Raw genomic sequence first — 18,018 nt, 5'->3', positions numbered from 1 at the left:
TGGCGCGCGCTGGTGTCAGATCAGGCGATTTCCACCGCCACGAAGATCTGGTTTCCGCCGCGATTGATCAGCACAAGCGCGGGATCGGTCTTTTCGCTGTCCAGCGCGGCTTTCAGCGCGTCCGGAGTTGCAGTTTCCTGACCTCCCAGCTTCACGATCACATCGCCGCGCTGCAGACCAGCCTTGGCCGCGGGGCTGTCGGGCTTGAGGTCGGTGACGATCACGCCGTCGACATTTTCGCTCACACCCATCTCGGCACGGTTCGTGTCGGTCAGCGGAGCCACGGTGACGCCCAATGCGGTGCCCGAGACAGCTTCGTCCACCGACTTGTCGAACTCGGCCGAGGCGCTTTGATGCCGACCGATGGTCAGCTCGATCTGCTGTTCAGTGCCATCGCGCAGAACGGTCAGAACGCTGTCAGTGCCCACCTTGGTGGTGCCGACAAGGATCGGCAGATCGCTACTGGAACCGACGGCCTCGTCATTGAAGGTCAGGATGACATCCCCCTGTTCCAGCACGCCATCCGCCGGGCTGCCATCAACAACGTCTGCGACAAGTGCGCCGTGCGAGGCATCGATGCCCATAGCTGCGGCGATCTCGGGGCTGACATTCTGGATCGATACACCCAGCCAACCGCGGCTGACCTGACCGTCATCGCGCAGGTCGGCGGCGATGTGTTCCACGATGTTCGACGTCACTGCAAAGCCCAGGCCCACGGACCCACCGGTGGGGGAGTAGATGGCCGAGTTCACGCCAACCACTTCGCCTTCCATATTGAACAGTGGACCGCCCGAGTTGCCTTTGTTGATGGCCGCATCAGTCTGAATGAATTCCGCGTAAGGCCCAGCCGAGATATTGCGACCTTTGGCCGACACGATCCCGGTCGTGACCGTCGAATGCAACCCGAACGGGTTGCCGATGGCCACAACGTCCTCTCCCACACGGATGACGTCGCTATCGCCCAGTTGCACGGCTTGCAGCGCCCCGTCCGCGTCGATCTTCAGAACGGCGATATCGGTCAGCGGGTCAGTGCCGATGACTTCGGCTTCATAGGAACGGTCATCGGCCATGCGTACCGTTACGGATTCGGCATTGTCGACGACATGGTGATTGGTGACGATGTACCCAGCCTCATCCAGGACAAATCCAGACCCTAGCCCCTGCGCCGGCCCGCGCTGCGGGGCGTTGAAGCCGTCGGGTGCGCCAAAGCGTTTGAAGAATTCCCCAAATGGGTGCTGGTCAAAGTCAAACTCTTGCCCCTGCGCCGGAACGGGCGTTGCGCCTTGTTCCGCGATGATAGTGACAACCGACGGCGAAACGTTTTCGACCAGATCGGCAAGCGCTTCATCGGCCATCGAGGGCAGGGCGGTGGTTGTCAGCAATGCGGCGCTCAGCGCGCTGGCGCCAATCCAACTGGCTGTCCCGGGCAAAAGAAGAGAGGATTTGCGGATGCTCATTTTTTTCTCCTGTTTACATCACGCGGTTGCGACCGCGCGTTGGAACAGGAGATGCGCGCTCAGTCTGTGTGTTTCCTGAGCGAAATGTTAAGAAATCTTAATTTTGCCACAAACGGACGGTTCTATGCCGCCAGATCAAAGGCAGAAATCGGAGGATTTGTGCGAATCAACGAGCACGAATCGGTGGATTGTTGCCGGTTTGGGCGCTTGGGTGCGAAAAGAGTTGAATTGAATCATTTTTGTTAACAAAGCAGCGGCAGATTTTTTTCGATATTTGACCCTCCCCTCTGGGTTGTGGCAAAGTTCAAACTTGAACCGGATTTTCTAAAACAATTTATAGCAAATGCGTATTATTTCCCAATAGGTTTGCACTTAATCAGATATGATGTGACGTCAATCAAATCATATAATCATCTTTAAGTTGATTTTTGTCTGGGAAATGTTGCGCAAAAACCATCCTGAAGGGTGCAAAATTAACTGTTCTCTCCAATTTTACGTTGTTTGATCGCATCGGATCGGTGACGATGAAAGGGCCCAAGCGAGGGGGAGCCAGTGGCACTAGGGGGTGCCTCAGGCTTGTCACAGTCACTGGAAACGCTGAGCGGCATGTTAACGAGGGGGTCTTGTTTAGGTTCGGCGGCGGAATAGCCAGGATGTCATTAGGCATTGTTGGCCGCGTTTCCGGGATTGATGAAAAGTGGTAGTCCTGTTTTGGGTACCGGCCCGGTCGATATCGACCGGGCCGTGTTACTTTCAGGTGCTGCGTTTTGCGCGCCACTCTGCCCAATCTTCTGGAGTGTCCAGATCCAGCAGGGCGTTTTGACCGGGTAGGGTGTGCAGATGCACTTTGTCGGCATTGGCGCGGATGACGGACTGCGCGCCTTCGTCGCCCGTCAGACGGTTGAGATGATCAAACAGGCTGCAATCGAACACGACCGGGTGTCCCGGTTTGCCGCCAGTTGTCGCGCCACGCCAGATCAGTTTATTCGGGTGGGACTGAACCGAACCGAGAACGGCCGCCAGATCCTCGGTTGTGATGTCGGGCAAGTCCGCCAGCAAAACCATCGCAGCGCGCGCATTGGCTGATACATGCGCGAGGGCTCCGCGCAGACTGGCATTCATGCCTTCGCGGGCATCCGCGATACCGATCCTGTGCAGGTCCAGCCCGTCCAGCACGTCATGCCGTGGATGCGGGGCCTGGGGCAGTGCAACGATCACTGGGGCCGCGCGTCGAGCGATCTGTGCCGAGCGACGCAGCAAAGGTTGGCCATCCACGATTTGCAACAGCTTGTCCTTGCCGCCCATGCGGCTGGATTGCCCGGCGGCCAGCAAGAGGATGGGTATATCCGTCATGCCGCCACCATGCCGCCGTATCCGTGCGGTGTCATCCCCGCATACGCGCCCCGTCCGCATCGAACAGAGGTTCAGAGATCACCTTGGCTTTACGCAATTGGCCAAGGATTTCGATTTCAACCTCCAAACCGTCCGTTGCCCGATCTGCAGGCAGGAACCCGAGCGCAATTGACTTTTCGGCATAGTGCGAATACCCGCCCGATGTGCAGAATCCCACGACTTTGCCGTCCAGCCAGATCGGCTCATACGCGTTTACATCGGCGTCGTCCGCTTCGACCACGAAAGCCACCAGTTTGCGTGCTGTTGGTTGGGTCCGTTCCTGTTCGGCAGCGACCCGGCCGATGAAATCGGCGGTTTTAGAAAACGCAATAAACCGATCCAGCCCCGTTTCGGAGGCGAAGTAATCGGGCGAGAATTCCCGCATCCACGAGCCAAAGAATTTGTCCAGACGCAGGCTCATCATCGCGCGCATGCCAAAGGGCACCATGCCGTGCGGCTGTCCGGCTTGCCACAGCGTCCACCAGAGCTGCCTTTGCGCCATAGGATCGCAGTAAATCTCATATCCCAGATCGCCGGTATAGCTGACGCGTTGCACGATGCAGTCGGTCATGCCAACCGTCATACGCCGCACGTCAAGGAACCGCAGGTCCGAGGTATCGTCGCGGGTAGATGCGGCCAGCACGTCAGAAGCCTTTGGTCCGGCGATCTGAAATCCGTTCAGGCGGTCACTGACGTTCTCGATGGTCACACCATCTTGCTGATGTTGCAGGAACCAGCGCATGTGAAAGGCTTGTGCACCGTATGAAGCGGTCAGTCGGAACTCGGTCTCACTCAGGCAGGAGACGGTGAAATCTCCGATCAGCCTCCCCTTGGGGGATAGCATAGGTGTCAGAGACACTCGCCCGGGCTGCGGGATGCGCCCGGCCATGAGCCGATCCAGCCAGGCGCGGGCTGCGGGGCCGGTGATACGGTACTTGCCGAAATTGTGGACCTCGTTGATACCAACGCCGTTGCGGACGCCGCGCACCTCGCGGCCTGTTGCGCCGAACGCATCCGAACGACGGAATGACGGTGTCTCGTATCCGGGTTCGCCGTCCTGTGCGAAGTAGTTCGGCACCTCAAGCCCATATTGCTGACCCCAGACCGCGCCCAGATCGCTGAAAATGTCGTACATCGGGGTTGTGCGGTTGGGACGCGCGGCAGGTAGCTCCTCGTTGGGGTAGGCGACGCTGAATCGTTTCTGATAGTTCTCGATCACCTTCGGTCGGGTGTAGCCCGGGCTTATCCAGTCGCCGAACCGGGACACATCCATGGCAAAGACGTCGCGTTCGGGTTCACCCTCGATCATCCATTGCGCCAGTGTCAGGCCAACACCGCCACCCTGACTGAACCCGGCCATCACGCCGCAGGCCGACCAATAGTTGCGCATCCCCGGCACCGGCCCGACCAGAGGGTTTCCGTCGGGAGCAAAGGTGAACGGCCCGTGGATCACCGATTTCACGCCAGCCTCGGCCAGAACGGGAAAGCGTTTGTATGCGAATTCGATACTGTCGGTGATCTTGTCGTAGTCGTCGGGCAGCAGTTCATGCCCGAACTCCCACGGGGTTCCGTCCACGGCCCAGGGTTTGCAGGGCTGTTCGTAAAACCCGATGCACAGGCCGCGCCCTTCCTGCCGCAGATAGCTTTCTCCGGCGGGGTCCATCACATGCGGGTGTTCGCCCCCGGCGTCGATGATCGCCTCGATCTGGGGGATCGAGTCCGTGACCAGATACTGATGCTCCATCGGGTGCAGCGGGAAATAGACGCCCGCCATGGCACCCACCTCTCGCGCCCAGAGGCCGCCTGCGTTGACCACGTGTTCAGCGTGAACGGTGCCCTTGTCGGTGACCACGTCCCAGGTGCCATCGGGGCGCTGGGTTGTTTCGCGCACCATGCAATGGGTTTGGATGGTCGCGCCGCCCATCCGGGCCGCCTTGGCATAAGCATGGGTGGTGCCCGAGGGATCAAGGTGACCGTCCAACGGATCGTAGAGCGCGCCGATGATGCCGTCGGTGTTGGTGATCGGGGCGATGTTCTTGATCTCCTCCGGGCCGACGATCTCGGTCTCCAACCCCATGAACCGGTGCTTGGCGCGTTCCGCCAGCAGCATGTCAAACCGGTCCTGATTGTCGGCCAGCGTCACGCCACCGACATGATGCAACCCGCAGGACATGCCAGTGATCTCTTCCAACTCTTTATACAGGCGGATCGTATAACCCTGCAGCGCGGCCATGTTGGTGTCGCCGTTCAGGGTATGGAACCCACCGGCCGCATGCCACGTTGAACCGCTGGTCAGTTCCGACCGCTCCAGCAGCATGACATCCGACCAGCCCAGCTTGGTCAGGTGATAGAGCACCGAACACCCGACAACGCCGCCCCCGATGACTGCTACCTGAGTTGTGGTCTTCATGTGTCGGCCTCCCGTTCATTTTGGTCAAAGACTGCAAGCGCAAGGCAAGGCTGACTGCTTCGTTCGCGACACTGCCTGTCGCTGACCGAAGGTTACAGGGGGCGAATTTTCAATTCGGTGATCCGATTGCCCTCTCGCGCGGTGACCTCGAAACGGAATCCGTGGAACGAGAACACCTGTCCGGTCACCGGGATCATTTGCGCCTCGTGGATGACCAACCCGGCAATCGTGTTGGCCTCTTCATCGGGTAACGACCAGTCCATCGCCCGGTTGGCATCGCGGATGGTCATCGCGCCTTCGACCAGATACTGTCCGTCCTCGGTGCGGGTGACGGGGACGTCTTCTTCGATATCGAACTCGTCGGCGATTTCACCAACGATCTCTTCGAGGATGTCCTCCAGTGTGATCAGGCCGCGCAATGAGCCGTATTCGTCCACCACCAGCGCAAAGTGGCTGTGCATGCGAAGAAACTCGCGCATCTGGTCGTCCAGCGTGGTGGTTTCGGGCACAAAGTAAGGGGCATTCGCTACCTTCGAGATGTCGAATGATTTCAGCCGGTCGCTTTCTTCTTCGCTGGCACCCGCATGTGCATACATGGCGCGGAACAGGTCCTTTGCGTGCACCACGCCCACGATGTTTTCCGGCTCATCCCGGAACACGGGCAGGCGAGTGTGTGGGCTTTTCAGACATTGCTGCAGAATGGCCTCGGGCGCGTCGTCGGCATCGATCATCTCGATATTCGAGCGGTGCAGCATGATTTCTTCGACCGTGCGGTCGCCCAGATCAAGCGCGCCCAGAATACGGTCGCGGTCTTCCTTTTCGACCACGCCTTCCGAGTGGCCAAGATGTAGCGCGCCGGCGATTTCCTCGCGCACGGCAAGGATGTTGCTGTCGGGATCGATCTGCACGCCGAACAGGCGCAGAACGCCGCGCACCAACAGACGCACCGCAGCGACCACGGGTGAGAAAACCGTCACCACAACGCTGATGATCGGCGCGACAGCGGCGGCTGCTTTTTCTGCGTTGGTGATGGCGTAGGTCTTGGGCAGAACCTCGGCAAAGATCAGAACCAGAAGGGTCATTACCAGTGTCGCCAACGCCACGCCGCTTTCGCCGAACAAGCGCGTGAATAGCGCAGTCGCCAGCGAAGCTGCGAGGATGTTTACGAGGTTGTTGCCCAGCAAGACCGAGCCGATCAACCGTTCGTTGTCATCGGTGATATCCAGCGCCTTTTGCGCCCCGTGCGAGCCCTTGTCGGCCTGCGCCCGCAACTTGCCGCGCGACGAGGCGGTCAATGCCGTTTCGGAACCCGAGAAAAAGCCTGACAAGACAAGCAAAAGCAGAATGGCGCCAGTGGTAAACCAGAATGCGCCGTCGATCAGAGAAGAAGAGGGTTCCATCGGTCCTTGGTTATTGGTGTTGCTGCATCCGTTATGGGGTCGCGGCCCCTGCGGATCAAGGGGTTAGCCTTTGTCTTCGGGCTCTTTGGCCAGCGGGTGATGCTCCAGCACCAGTTCGGCCAAACGTTCATCCAGAACGTGCGTATAGATTTCGGTGGTCGCCACGTCGGCATGGCCAAGCAGCGTTTGGATTGACCGCAGGTCGGCCCCGTTGGCCAGCAGATGCGTAGCGAAAGCATGGCGCAGCGTATGCGGCGTGACCTTTTCTGGCGAAACCCCGCCCTGAACCGCCAATTCCTTGACTAGCAGAAAGAACATGTGGCGGGTGAGATGCCCGGATTTCCCGCGCGAAGGGAACAGGAACTTGGACCGCTGACCGCCTTCGGCGACCAGTTGATCCTCGGTTTCATCCCGAACCATAAGCCACGAAGCCAGCGCTTCCCGGGCCGGGGGGGAGAGCGGCACCATCCGTTCCTTGCCGCCTTTGCCCAGAACCAGCAGCATCCGTGGATCGCCCCGCGCAGATGAGACAGGCAGCGAGACCAACTCGGTCACCCGCATTCCGGTGGCATAAAGCACCTCCATCAGGCAGGTGTTGCGCACCCGGTCTCCTTTGGTGCGTCCGGTCTGGCGGGCGGCCTGCAACAGCCAGTCGACCTCTGGCACGTCCAGCGTTTTGGGCAGGCGTTTTTGTCGTCCGGGACCTTTGATCTGAATTGCGGGGTTGGTTTCGCGCCAACCTTCCTCGAAAGCGAAACGATAGATTTGCTTGATCGCCGACAGCCGCCGCGCGCGGGTGGATTTTGCCAGCCCCAGCGCATCACAGTCGATCAGATAGGCCTCGATCCGATCACGCTCGGCCTCGGCAAACCCGGTTTTGCGGCGCTCCAGCCAGGCGGCAAAATCCTTAAGGTCGCGACCATAGGCGAGCAGGGTATTGTTGGCCGCCCCCATCTCAGCGGCTTGGGCCTGCAGGAAAGTGGATATCCACAGATCCGAAGTTGCCGGGGCTACCATAGTCAGGTGTCCTGCAGGATCAGAAGGTTCAGCGCCGCACGGCGGGCGGTGTCCTCAAGACCCACACGGCGCAGGGTTGCCACGGCGGCGGTCAGATCGACAAGGTTGCCGCGCGCACCGTGGGCGAACAATTCCATCGTTTCCAGAATGGCCTCGCCCAGCTGACCGTTCGCCAGCATCGCATCAATGTCTGACGGAACTGGGGCAGCCCAGGCAAAGCCTTCGGCTACTGCATCGGCCATTGGTGATGGTGACTTAGCCCGCCCCGGATCGCCCTGCGCCAGTGCGGTTAGGAACTGCGTCTTCACCGACTGATCCGGTGGCGACAGCGCGGCGGTTTCATACAGTTCGGACAACAACAAAATCCGCCACCGCAGGTTTTCGGCGGCCGTATCGGGCAGAGTCATCTGCGACAAACGGCCTGCGAACAGTTCGGCAAACGGAACTTCCAGCCCAACGCTGCGCATCTGTTCCCAGACTTTGGGCAGCGCCTTGGCAACCGCGCCCGGTTTGCCAGTTTGCAGCGCGCTCTCAAACTTTTGCACTGCCGCGACCCGATCCCAGACCGCGCCGGACGCGGCAGGGGATCGCTCAGTATATAAGCCGAGCAATTGGTTGGGTGTCAGCGCCCCGATCCGCGTAAGCCGCTCGGCGGCCTCGATCTGTGCCTTCCAACCGGCCACATCGCGTAGATCGGCATTTGCAAAGGCGCGCGGCAGCGGGGTGGAGGGCAAACGCTCACCAATTGCTTCGAACAAGCGAAAACTCAGCGGGTCGGGGTCGTCAGGCTGCGGCAGATACTCGGCGTCTTCGTAGAGTTCGGGGCTGAGGAACCGGTCCAGCACGTCCAGATCTTCGGGCGGCAAAATCTGCAGCGCGTGGGCGGCCTCAAGCGTCAGAGCGGCGGATTCCCAATCGCCCCGGCGAGCCTTGCAGAAGATTTGCGCCGCATAGTCCTGGGACAGATGCGGCTGGGCGATCAGCGCAGTACAGCTTCGATCCTCATCTCCGGTCAGCAGCGTCGCGTCGAACCAGCGTTGAAATCGCTCGCGGCTGTCGGTGGGGCCGGCCAATTGCACCAGCGATTGCACCGGATCGGCCGCACCCAGTTGCATCAGCCGGTCGAGTCGTGCCAGCAGCAAAGGTTCCTTCGCGTTCGGACCCGCAGGTGCGCGGGCCTCGGTCAGCAGCAGGGTAAACAGCAGGCGCTGCATCGCCGGGTTATACTTGACGGGCACACGGGCGATCAGCTGCGCCAGACGGGCGGGATCGCTGTTCTGCCACAGGTCCACGGGCAGCCCGGTCACGGAGGACGACACCAGCCCAAGCGGCGGCGACAGCGCCTCAAGCGGCGTGACCTCGACGTCCGGCTGAACGCCGGTCTCCGTCACAGGCGGTTCCAGCAACACGGTCCCCGGCAGGTTTTCCGGCGGGTCGCTCAGCCAATCAATGACAGAAAGAGGTTCCTGCTGCGCCTGCGCCGATCCGGCCATAAACAACGCAACCAGTGCGGCCTTATTCGACATTCAGGATTACCGGCTCTCGAATCTCGTCTTGCGGTGCCGAAAAGTCGGCGCCGAAGAACGGGCCCAGATAGGCGTATGCCACCAGCCCGATGAAACCCAGGCAAATCAGATATAACAGGAACTTGATCAGACGGCCCATTGCTCAACGCTGCCCCAATTTTCTCTTTTGTCATAGTTATAGCTAGCATTTTTCCTAAGATCACGTCATTCACGGTGAAATGAGCGAAATTAAGCATAACTCTTCGAGCGTGGGCCCGGATACAGGCTTTGAACTGCACAAAACAGTGGTTCTTGTCGGCATGATGGGGGCAGGAAAGACGGCTGTGGGCCGTGCGTTGGCCGCGCGGCTGGGCGTTCCCTTCCTCGACAGTGATGCCGAGATCGAATCGGCGGCCAACATGACCATCCCCGAGATTTTCGCTCGCGACGGAGAGCCGTTTTTTCGCGCCAAAGAAAGCCAGGTTATCGGGCGTCTGCTGGATGAAGAAAAAGGCATTCTGTCCACTGGTGGCGGCGCCTTTCTGACCGAGCAGAACCGTACGATGATCACCGAGCGCGGTGTGTCCGTCTGGTTGCGCGCCGATCTTGAGGTCCTGTGGAACCGGGTCAAGCACAAGGACACGCGCCCCTTGCTGCGCACCGCCGACCCGTATGCGACCTTGCGCGCCTTGTACGAGGACCGTGTACCGGTTTATGGGCAGGCCGACCTGATCGCTGAATCGGACGGCGAAACCTCGATCGAGAATATGGTGAACCGGGTGTTGGATTCGTTGGCAACACGCCCCGATGTTTTGGAACGGAAGTAAATGCACCAAACCGTACATGTAGAGCTGGGCGAACGCTCGTATGACGTGGAAATTGGCCCGGACCTGCTGGCGCAGGCCGGGGCACAGATTGCGCCATTGCTGCCCCGCCCCAAAGTGGCCGTTGTCACCGATGAGAACGTGGGCGCGCTGCATTTGGACGCCCTGCGGGAGGGTTTGGCTGCCACCGGCATCGAAATGACGTCCCTGGCCTTACCTCCGGGAGAGGCAACCAAAAGCTGGCCGCATTTTGAACGTACCGTAGAGTGGTTGCTGGCGGAGAAGGTCGAGCGCCGGGATGTGGTTGTTGCCTTGGGTGGCGGAGTTATCGGCGATTTGGTCGGCTTTGCTGCTGCAGTGCTGCGGCGCGGAGTGCGGTTCGTGCAGATCCCGACCTCGCTGCTGGCACAGGTCGACAGTTCGGTGGGTGGCAAGACCGGGATCAACGCGCCGCAGGGCAAAAACCTGATCGGCGCGTTCCATCAGCCATCGCTGGTGTTGGCCGATACCTCGGTTCTGGGAACAATGACCCAGCGCGATTTCCTGTCGGGTTACGGCGAGGTTGTGAAATACGGTTTGCTGGGCGATGCCGCGTTTTTCGAGTGGCTTGAGGGTAATGGAACGGAGGTTTCGAGCGGTGATATGGCCGCCCGGGTGCGGGCCGTGACGCGCTCGGTTCAGATGAAGGCGGATATTGTCGCGCGTGATGAAACCGAACAAGGCGATCGCGCGCTGCTGAACCTAGGCCATACATTCTGTCATGCGCTTGAGGCCGCGACCGGATATTCCGACCGTCTGCTGCACGGGGAAGGCGTGGCCATCGGCTGCGCGCTGGCGTTCGAGTTGTCATCGCGTCTGGGGCTGTGCTCGCAGGAAGACCCAAGCCGCGTCCGTGCCCATCTGCGGGCAATGGGGATGAAAACCGATCTCGCCGACATTCCGGGCGAGTTGCCAAGTGCCGAGGCGCTGGTTGAGTTGATGGCGCAGGACAAGAAGGTTATCGACGGCCAACTGCGGTTCATCCTGGCGCGCGGAATCGGTGAGGCTTTTGTCACCTCGGACGTCCCGAGTGAGGCAGTGATTTCAGTACTGGAAGACGCCTTGGCGACGGTCTGATCAACGGCCGCGGATCACCATCAGCTCTCCGATGTTTTCGCGGGTGATGTAACCGACCATGTTCCCGGCCTGCGTACAGACCGCGATGGCCGGGGCACCTTTGTGCAGCCCGTCCAGAACCATCTCGAGTCCGCTGATCAGTTGCACCTGTGGGATTTCCGTCACCATGATCGAGGTCGCCGGGTCCGAGCGCGGAGTTTCCCCCGCCAGCGCCGAGAACAAACCGTTGCGCGTAACGAAACCCAGTAAAGCGCCCGCTGAGTCCAGTACCGGAAATTCATGCTGCGTGGTGTGAATGACGGCCTGCGCTGCGGTGGCCAGCGTGTCGGTCGGGGACAGGGCGTGAAACTCGGTGATCATCGCATCCCGGGCTAATACCCGCCGCGCGATCGAGCGCATAGCAACATCGTGGCTTTCGGAATTGGCTGCGATGAAGACAAAAACCGCGATCAGAACCAGTATCGGGTTGCCCACGCTCAGCCCCCAGAAACCGAACGCGACAGCGACGATCTGTCCGGCAAGGGCGGCGACTCTGGTGGCCTTGACCCGGTCCATCCTCAGACACAGCAGGGCACGGAATACGCGCCCCCCATCCATTGGAAAGGCCGGTATCATGTTGAATGCCGCCAGCAGCAGGTTCACATAGGCCAGCCGGTTCAACAACCCGGGGCCAGTCGAGTCAATCTGGGCCATCGTCTCAAGCGGCATCCCGGCCCCTAGCACGACCAGTACCACCCAGATCACGATATTCACGGCAGGTCCCGCAAGGGCGACCCAGACCTCTTGCATTGGCTTCTCCGGCATCCGCTCCAGCCGGGCCAACCCACCGATGGGCAGCAGAGTGATGTCAGGGGTCTTGATCCCATAGCGTCTCGCCATCAGTGCGTGGCCAAACTCATGCGCGACGACGCAGGCAAACAACGCCAGCACAAAGATCAGGTTTTCGATGGCGGCCGGTAGCCCTCCGCTGGAATAGGCGGCGAAACCGACCCAGGCCAGCAGCAGGAAGAAGGTGACATGGACCCTCAGTTCCGACCCCAGTATCCGGCCGAGTGAGAAGGACCATGTCATATTTTGCCTCCGTTTGACTTAGAACGGGATCTCGTCGTCGTCGATACCGCCGGATGCCGGGGCAGGGGCGCTGGATTGACCACCATAGGGGTCGCCATAGCCGCCACCGGCCTGACCACCGCCGTAGCTGCCCGACTGGCCGCTAAAACCGCCGCCGCCACCTTCACCGCGGGCGTCCAGCATCACCAGAGTCGAGCCGAACCCCTGCAAGACCACCTCGGTCGAGTACCGATCCTGACCCGATTGATCCTGCCATTTGCGGGTCTGCAACTGACCTTCAAGGTAAACTTTGGACCCTTTACGCAGGTACTGTTCGGCCACGCGGACAAGGCCTTCGTTGAAGATCGCGACCGAGTGCCATTCGGTGCGCTCGCGGCGTTCACCGGTGTTGCGGTCTTTCCAGGTCTCGGACGTTGCGATGCGCAGGTTACAAACCTTGCCACCGTTCTGGAATGTCCGGACCTCGGGATCGCGGCCAAGATTTCCGACCAGAATGACCTTGTTGACTGAACCCGCCATGTACTTCCCCGTTTTGAATTGACGTTTGCGCGCCCGAATCTGGCGCAGAGTTTCCCAGCGACCCTATACGGCCTGCGTCGTGGTTGAAACACGGTTCATGTAGGTAACACTCAGCAAGAATATACCGGGGCTCGGTTTACCAAGCTTTCATTATTAACTGAAATATCTATACTCCATAGAGTTCCTGAACGAGCGAGATTGGCGTAAATGCGATTTCTGGTTAGTTGTTTTTTGGTTACGTGCTTTGCTCTGGTCTCGGTCCCGGTGACTGCGCAGACGTTGTCGACGAAAAACCGGAAGGACATTTTCCTAAAACAATCCAAGATTTTAGATTCGCGTGCCGCAACCCAGTATCGCGACTCCGAGCGGTTGAAACCCAAGAGGGCAAAGTCCAGTGCCAGTTTCAACAAACGCTACACGGGTAAGTACCGGGGGCAGTATATGACTCTGGCCCGGCAGGCCGCGCGCAAGCACAATGTCCCGGAAGAGCTGTTCTTGCGTCTGGTGCAGCAGGAAAGCGGGTGGAACCCGCACGCGAGATCCCACAAGGGCGCCTTGGGGCTGGCTCAGTTGATGCCCGGCACTGCGCAGCTTTTGGGGGTGAACCCGCATGACCCGAAGCAGAACCTGGAGGGTGGGGCGCGGTATCTGTCCTGGCAGTACCGTAAGTTCAAATCCTGGCGTCTGGCACTGGCGGCCTATAATGCCGGGCCGCAGGCCGTTGAAAAACACGGCGGCGTTCCCCCGTACAAAGAAACCCAGGACTATGTGAAAGTGATCTGGGGCGGTTAAGCGATCCTTTTTGTCACGTCGCACCGACTTCGCGGCGCTTGCGGAGTTTGGCCGTAATCAGCAGAACTGCCAGCGCGCGAAATCGGGCAGACCGGCCTTGCGCACGTAAAGCAGGGTCAGGGCGCCGCTGCACAGAACATGCGCCGTTGGCAAGCCGTCACAGCCAACCGCGACACCCGGTCGGCACCGGAACCGGGCTTTTGCGGTTTCTTTGCCACCTCAGTCCGCACCCCATTGCCCGGTGAAAAAAATCCTGCGCACGACCTGCCATCTACCCCTGCGAAGTCATCGCCCTTAGCCACGCGTTGAGTGATGATAAATCGATCCAGTAGCGCTCGGCGGTGATGCGGCCAAAGCCGTACATCTTCGATAACGAACTTTTTCTGAGATTGAGCCCCAGCACCCCGACCGAGATCTGCATTCTGGAAGACGGCAAGATCAGAACCGACATCAACGCGATCACATACACTGGGATGGATGCATGGATCAGCGGCGCAAATCACTGACCGCTGCCCAACCGTGCTGCAAAGCTGCGGTTGAGCGTGACCGTCAGAAAGACAGCCAAGGAGCTGTAATCACTGATACTCCAGGGCAGGCGACCCAACTCCTGCACGATTTAGAATGGAAAGAACGGGGCCGTCGTGCTGGTGCAGAACGCGCCGGGCATGTGCGGGCCCAATACAGCTCGCGCGCGACCGTTGGTGACGACCGGCATAAAGTGCTCACTATAAAACTGTGACCATCTATTGCATACCGGCAGAGATCCGAGCGCTATTTGCGCTACGAATAAGAAAGCTACGTATTAGAAAGATGACAAGGGCGTCGGTGCATTTCCGGCGCCCCTGAACTGCGGTTGACTGGCTTATTCGGCCGCGATCTTGATCACCGGTTCCATGCGGGCCAGAATTTCTTCGGACAGATGGCATTTGACCTGATGCCCGTCGGCCAGATTTTTTACCGGAGGCACGTCGCGCTCACACAACCCGCCCGCCACTTCCGACTTCCACCGGCACCGGGTTTGGAAAGGGCAGCCCGGAGGCGGGTTCATCGCCGACGGGATATCCCCTTCCAGAACGATATGCTGCTTTTCGATTGACGTGTCCGCTATGGGAACAGCGCTCAGCAACGCTTCGGTATAGGGGTGATAGGGCGGCGCAAAGACCTGATCGGTGGTCCCTAACTCGACCACATGGCCCAGATACATCACCATCACCCGGTCGCTTAGATAGCGCACGATAGAAAGGTCGTGGCTGATGAACAGCAGCGTGGTTTTGTGCTCGCGCTGTATTTCCATAAGCAGATCTGTCACAGCGGCCTGCACCGACACATCGAGGGCCGACACCGGTTCGTCTGCGACCACAATCCTGGCGTCCCCTGCAAAGGCGCGGGCGATCCCGACACGCTGCTTTTGCCCGCCCGACAATTGTCTGGGCATGCGCTCGGCAAAGGCACGGGGCAGTTTCACCAAGTCCAGCAATTCCAGCATTCGCTTCTTGCGCTCGGCCTCGGATTTGCCCACGCCAAAGATTTCCAGCGCGCGTATGATCTGACGGCCGACGGTCATTGATGGATTCAACGTGTCAAACGGATTCTGGAAGACCATCTGAACTTCGCCAACGGTTTTGGCGTCGCGTTCCTCGATCGGGACATCTTCGATGTTGCGGTTGTCCAGCAGGATTTGGCCGTCTGTTGCCGTTTCCAAACCCATCAAGACCTTGGCAAAGGTGGATTTACCGCATCCGGATTCGCCCACAATGGCAAGCGTTTCGGATTCGTGGGCCTCAAAACTGAGCGTCTCGTTGGCTTTAACGACCTTCTTCTCACCACCGCCGAATAGGGCGTTGGCGGCGACCTCATAGTATTTCTTAAGGTTGTCCATCTTTAGGACAACGCGGCCAATTTCACCTTTATCCTTCTGTTCGCCCAAAGTGATCGGCGCGTTCCAGTCGATCTCCTGGAACTTCAAGCAGCGCGTGTGGTGGCGATCATTGCCGGGCACTGGCTCCATCAGAATGCTCTGCGCGTCGCAGCGGCCTTCCTCGAAATAGTCGCAGCGCGGGCCAAAATTACATCCCGGCGGGCGTTCGTGAGGCAGTGGAAAGTTCCCGGGGATTGCCACCAGAGGCCGCGCGTTCTTGTCTGCCCCCGGCAACGGGATCGAGCGGAACAGCGCCTGCGTATAGGGGTGCTGCATCTCGTCGAATACGTCGTGGATCGAGCCGCGCTCGACCGCCTCACCTGAATACATCACACAAAGTCGGTCGCAGGTTTCCAGAACCAGTCCGAGATTGTGTGAAATGAACAGCATCGAGGTGCCGTACTTCTTACCCAGATCCTTGACCAACTCGACCACGGCAGCCTCGACGGTCACGTCAAGGGCTGTGGTTGGTTCGTCCAGGATCAACAGCGCCGGTTTCGACATCAGAGCCATGGCGATGACGATCCGTTGTTGCTGACCACCCGACAACTGGTGCGGGAAAGAGTTTAACATCCGCTCGGGGTCGGGCAGGCGCACGTCAGTTACGACTTCGAGGGCGCGGTTGTAGGCTTCTTCAGTGCTCACGCCCTCGTGGATCATGGGCACTTCCATCAGTTGCTTGCCGATTTTCATCGCCGGGTTCAGCGAGGCCATCGGTTCCTGGTAGATCATCGCGATTTCATTGCCGCGAATGTCGCGCAGTTCCTCGGTTGTCATCTTGGACAGATCGCGCCCCTTGAACTTGATCGAGCCACCAACGATCCGTCCGTTCTTGCCAAGGTCCTGCATGACGCCCAACGCAACGGTGGACTTGCCGCAACCGGATTCTCCAACCAATCCCACGGCTTCGCCGGGTTGCACACTGACCGAGAAATCCATCACCGCAGGGATTTCCCGCAGGCGGGTAAAGAAGGAAATCGACAGCTTGTCGATCTCAAGAATTGGCCCGTCATATTCCGCCAGTTTGTTCATCTGTGTTTCTCCTCGCGAGAGTCAGGGACGTCCCATCATCTGGCTAAAAATCTCGGGGAACCGGGGGGCTGCCCCCCCGGCCTCGATCACATCAGTCCTTAAGACTTTCCTCGCGCAAACCGTCGGCCAGCAGGTTCAGACCAAGAACCAGTGACAACAAGGCAAGCGCAGGCGGAAGGGCGGGGTGCAGGTAGATTGACAAGAGTTTACGCCCCTCGTTGATCGTCGAGCCCCAGTCCGGGCTTTCCGGGGGCAGGCCCAGCCCGAAGAAGCCCAATGTCCCCAGGAGAATGGTGGTGTAGCCAATCCTCAGGCAAAAATCGACGATTAGCGGACCACGTGCATTGGGCAGGATTTCCCACAGCATGATGTACCATGGACCTTCACCACGCGTTTGGGCCGCCGCCACGTAGTCCCGCGTTTTGATGTCCAAGGCCAATCCCCGAACGATACGGAACACGGTGGGCGAGTTCACGAAGACAACCGAAACGAACACAACGAGGATGCCGCCGGGAATATCGAACAGGTCCAGATACGTTGGCAGTCCCCAGATGCGATAGCTGTCGGTATTGATGATGTAGCCACCGGTCGTGATCAACGACAGGTACAGCCAAAGCGCGATGCCCAACACTCCGATCAGCAACGGGGTGCGGAAGTTCGGCCTTGTATAGAACCGTGAGTTCAGCAGAACGCCTAGGAACAGGATTGGGAATACGAACAGGACTGCCGCCATATAGTTCGGCACTCCGGTTGCCACGATCTCCGGGGTGACCAGCAGGTAGAACAACAGGATCACCGGGAAGGCGAGGATCAGATTGGCAAGGAATGAAAGGAGCGTGTCCAGACGGCCGCCATAGAACCCGGCGGGCAGGCCCAGAGTGATCCCGACCATGAAGGCAAACATGGTCGCCAAGGGTGCGATCTGCACCACGATCCATGCGCCTTTGACCATGCGGCTGAATACATCGCGTGCTAAATTGTCGCCGCCCAGCAGGTACCAGGCGTACGCACCCTCCTCTGTGGACGGCAAGGGTGTTCCGGGGACTTTGTTCTTCATGCCCGATACTTGGTCCAGAGGATTGTGGGTGATGATCAGGTCCATGGCGCCGAAGATGCCTGTAAAGACCCAGAACATCACAAGGCCGAAGCCGATCATGCCAATGGGGCTGTCAAAAAGTTTGCCGTAGAGACCCAGCTTGCGCTTAAAGGCAATCGACATGGCGAACAGGATGATGAGCGACAGCCAGACAGGCAGGAACTGCTGCGAGATCGCGCCGATGATGCCCGCGCTGGTGCCCATTAAGATACCCAGCACGATATAGGCCAACGCCAACGCTACACAGGCTGCAAAGCTGTATTGCAGTGCTTTTTGGGTCAGGCCGCGCAGGCCCGAGCCAGAACTGATCGTTCCGTCGACATTCACGCTGACCGGCGTTTCCGGCAGCACGATGCTGCCTACAATCCAGACGACGATCGACACCAGAAGTGCCACCAACGCGATCATCAGCAACGGGTTCAGGAGGGCGATAGAGCCGGTCCAGGTAAGTGGTTCCATGTTCTATCCT

16 protein-coding genes are annotated in these 18,018 nt (G+C 59.4%); 4 read left to right on the top strand and 12 right to left on the bottom strand.

Features of this window, described 5'->3' with window-relative positions; genetic code table 11:
- Nucleotides 1–20 precede the first annotated feature (20 nt).
- The 7 genes from ACR0IM_RS03910 to ACR0IM_RS03880 all read right to left on the bottom strand — a co-directional run bounded on the left by ACR0IM_RS03910 (nt 21) and on the right by ACR0IM_RS03880 (nt 9,341).
- Nucleotides 21–1,457 carry a Do family serine endopeptidase gene (locus tag ACR0IM_RS03910; RefSeq protein WP_480680879.1) on the bottom strand — a complete coding sequence of 479 codons (1,437 nt, stop codon included), beginning with the start codon at nt 1,455–1,457 and terminating at the stop codon, nt 21–23.
- Nucleotides 1,458–2,210: 753 nt separating this feature from the next.
- Nucleotides 2,211–2,810: a nucleotidyltransferase family protein gene (locus ACR0IM_RS03905; RefSeq protein WP_480640569.1), complete on the bottom strand. Its 600-nt coding sequence runs from the start codon at nt 2,808–2,810 to the stop codon at nt 2,211–2,213.
- Nucleotides 2,811–2,841: 31 nt separating this feature from the next.
- Nucleotides 2,842–5,259 (bottom strand): GcvT family protein, encoded by a 2,418-nt coding sequence (locus tag ACR0IM_RS03900; protein ID WP_480680878.1) that lies wholly within the window; start codon nt 5,257–5,259, stop codon nt 2,842–2,844.
- A gap of 92 nt (nt 5,260–5,351) precedes the next feature.
- Nucleotides 5,352–6,659: an HlyC/CorC family transporter gene (locus tag ACR0IM_RS03895; protein ID WP_480680877.1), complete on the bottom strand. Its 1,308-nt coding sequence runs from the start codon at nt 6,657–6,659 to the stop codon at nt 5,352–5,354.
- A 63-nt stretch (nt 6,660–6,722) separates the two neighbouring features.
- The gene (locus ACR0IM_RS03890) at nt 6,723–7,676 is read right to left on the bottom strand and encodes a site-specific tyrosine recombinase XerD (RefSeq protein ID WP_480680875.1); all 954 of its coding nucleotides are present in this window, start codon (nt 7,674–7,676) and stop codon (nt 6,723–6,725) included.
- Nucleotides 7,677–7,678: 2 nt separating this feature from the next.
- Entirely contained in the window at nt 7,679–9,202 is a 1,524-nt protein-coding gene (locus tag ACR0IM_RS03885) for a hypothetical protein (RefSeq protein WP_480640566.1), read from the bottom strand.
- Nucleotides 9,192–9,341: a hypothetical protein gene (locus ACR0IM_RS03880; RefSeq protein WP_170348465.1), complete on the bottom strand. Its 150-nt coding sequence runs from the start codon at nt 9,339–9,341 to the stop codon at nt 9,192–9,194. The genes ACR0IM_RS03885 and ACR0IM_RS03880 overlap by 11 nt, the downstream gene beginning before the upstream one ends.
- Before the next feature lie 79 nt (nt 9,342–9,420).
- Between ACR0IM_RS03880 and ACR0IM_RS03875 the strand changes: the two genes are divergently transcribed.
- The gene (locus ACR0IM_RS03875; RefSeq protein ID WP_480640565.1) at nt 9,421–10,008 is read left to right on the top strand and encodes a shikimate kinase; all 588 of its coding nucleotides are present in this window, start codon (nt 9,421–9,423) and stop codon (nt 10,006–10,008) included.
- A complete protein-coding gene (aroB, locus tag ACR0IM_RS03870; RefSeq protein WP_480680874.1) occupies nt 10,009–11,121 on the top strand; it encodes a 3-dehydroquinate synthase in 1,113 nt (370 codons plus the stop codon).
- Here the strand turns inward: aroB and ACR0IM_RS03865 are convergent, their stop codons facing one another.
- The gene (locus tag ACR0IM_RS03865; RefSeq protein WP_480640563.1) at nt 11,122–12,192 is read right to left on the bottom strand and encodes a site-2 protease family protein; all 1,071 of its coding nucleotides are present in this window, start codon (nt 12,190–12,192) and stop codon (nt 11,122–11,124) included.
- Between the two features lie 18 nt (nt 12,193–12,210).
- Entirely contained in the window at nt 12,211–12,711 is a 501-nt protein-coding gene (gene ssb / locus ACR0IM_RS03860) for a single-stranded DNA-binding protein (protein ID WP_480589822.1), read from the bottom strand.
- Between the two features lie 207 nt (nt 12,712–12,918).
- On the opposite strand from ssb, the gene ACR0IM_RS03855 reads away from it, so the two are divergent.
- Nucleotides 12,919–13,503, top strand: a complete 585-nt coding sequence (locus tag ACR0IM_RS03855; RefSeq protein WP_480680873.1) for a lytic transglycosylase domain-containing protein — start codon at nt 12,919–12,921, stop codon at nt 13,501–13,503.
- Between the two features lie 271 nt (nt 13,504–13,774).
- On the opposite strand, the gene ACR0IM_RS03850 is transcribed toward ACR0IM_RS03855, so the two are convergent.
- Nucleotides 13,775–13,954 carry a hypothetical protein gene (locus ACR0IM_RS03850; protein ID WP_480680872.1) on the bottom strand — a complete coding sequence of 60 codons (180 nt, stop codon included), beginning with the start codon at nt 13,952–13,954 and terminating at the stop codon, nt 13,775–13,777.
- A 30-nt stretch (nt 13,955–13,984) separates the two neighbouring features.
- Here ACR0IM_RS03850 and ACR0IM_RS03845 point away from each other — a divergent pair, with 30 nt between their 5' ends.
- The gene (locus tag ACR0IM_RS03845) at nt 13,985–14,242 is read left to right on the top strand and encodes a hypothetical protein (RefSeq protein ID WP_480680871.1); all 258 of its coding nucleotides are present in this window, start codon (nt 13,985–13,987) and stop codon (nt 14,240–14,242) included.
- A gap of 123 nt (nt 14,243–14,365) precedes the next feature.
- Here ACR0IM_RS03845 and ACR0IM_RS03840 read toward each other — a convergent pair whose 3' ends face one another.
- A complete protein-coding gene (locus ACR0IM_RS03840; protein WP_480640560.1) occupies nt 14,366–16,453 on the bottom strand; it encodes a dipeptide ABC transporter ATP-binding protein in 2,088 nt (695 codons plus the stop codon).
- Nucleotides 16,454–16,544: 91 nt separating this feature from the next.
- Nucleotides 16,545–18,008: an ABC transporter permease gene (locus ACR0IM_RS03835; RefSeq protein ID WP_480589836.1), complete on the bottom strand. Its 1,464-nt coding sequence runs from the start codon at nt 18,006–18,008 to the stop codon at nt 16,545–16,547.
- Nucleotides 18,009–18,018 lie beyond the last annotated feature (10 nt).

It is taken from the genome of Ruegeria sp. BF6 (assembly GCF_056538665.1).
This window is presented reverse-complemented; position numbering and strand designations above follow the sequence as displayed.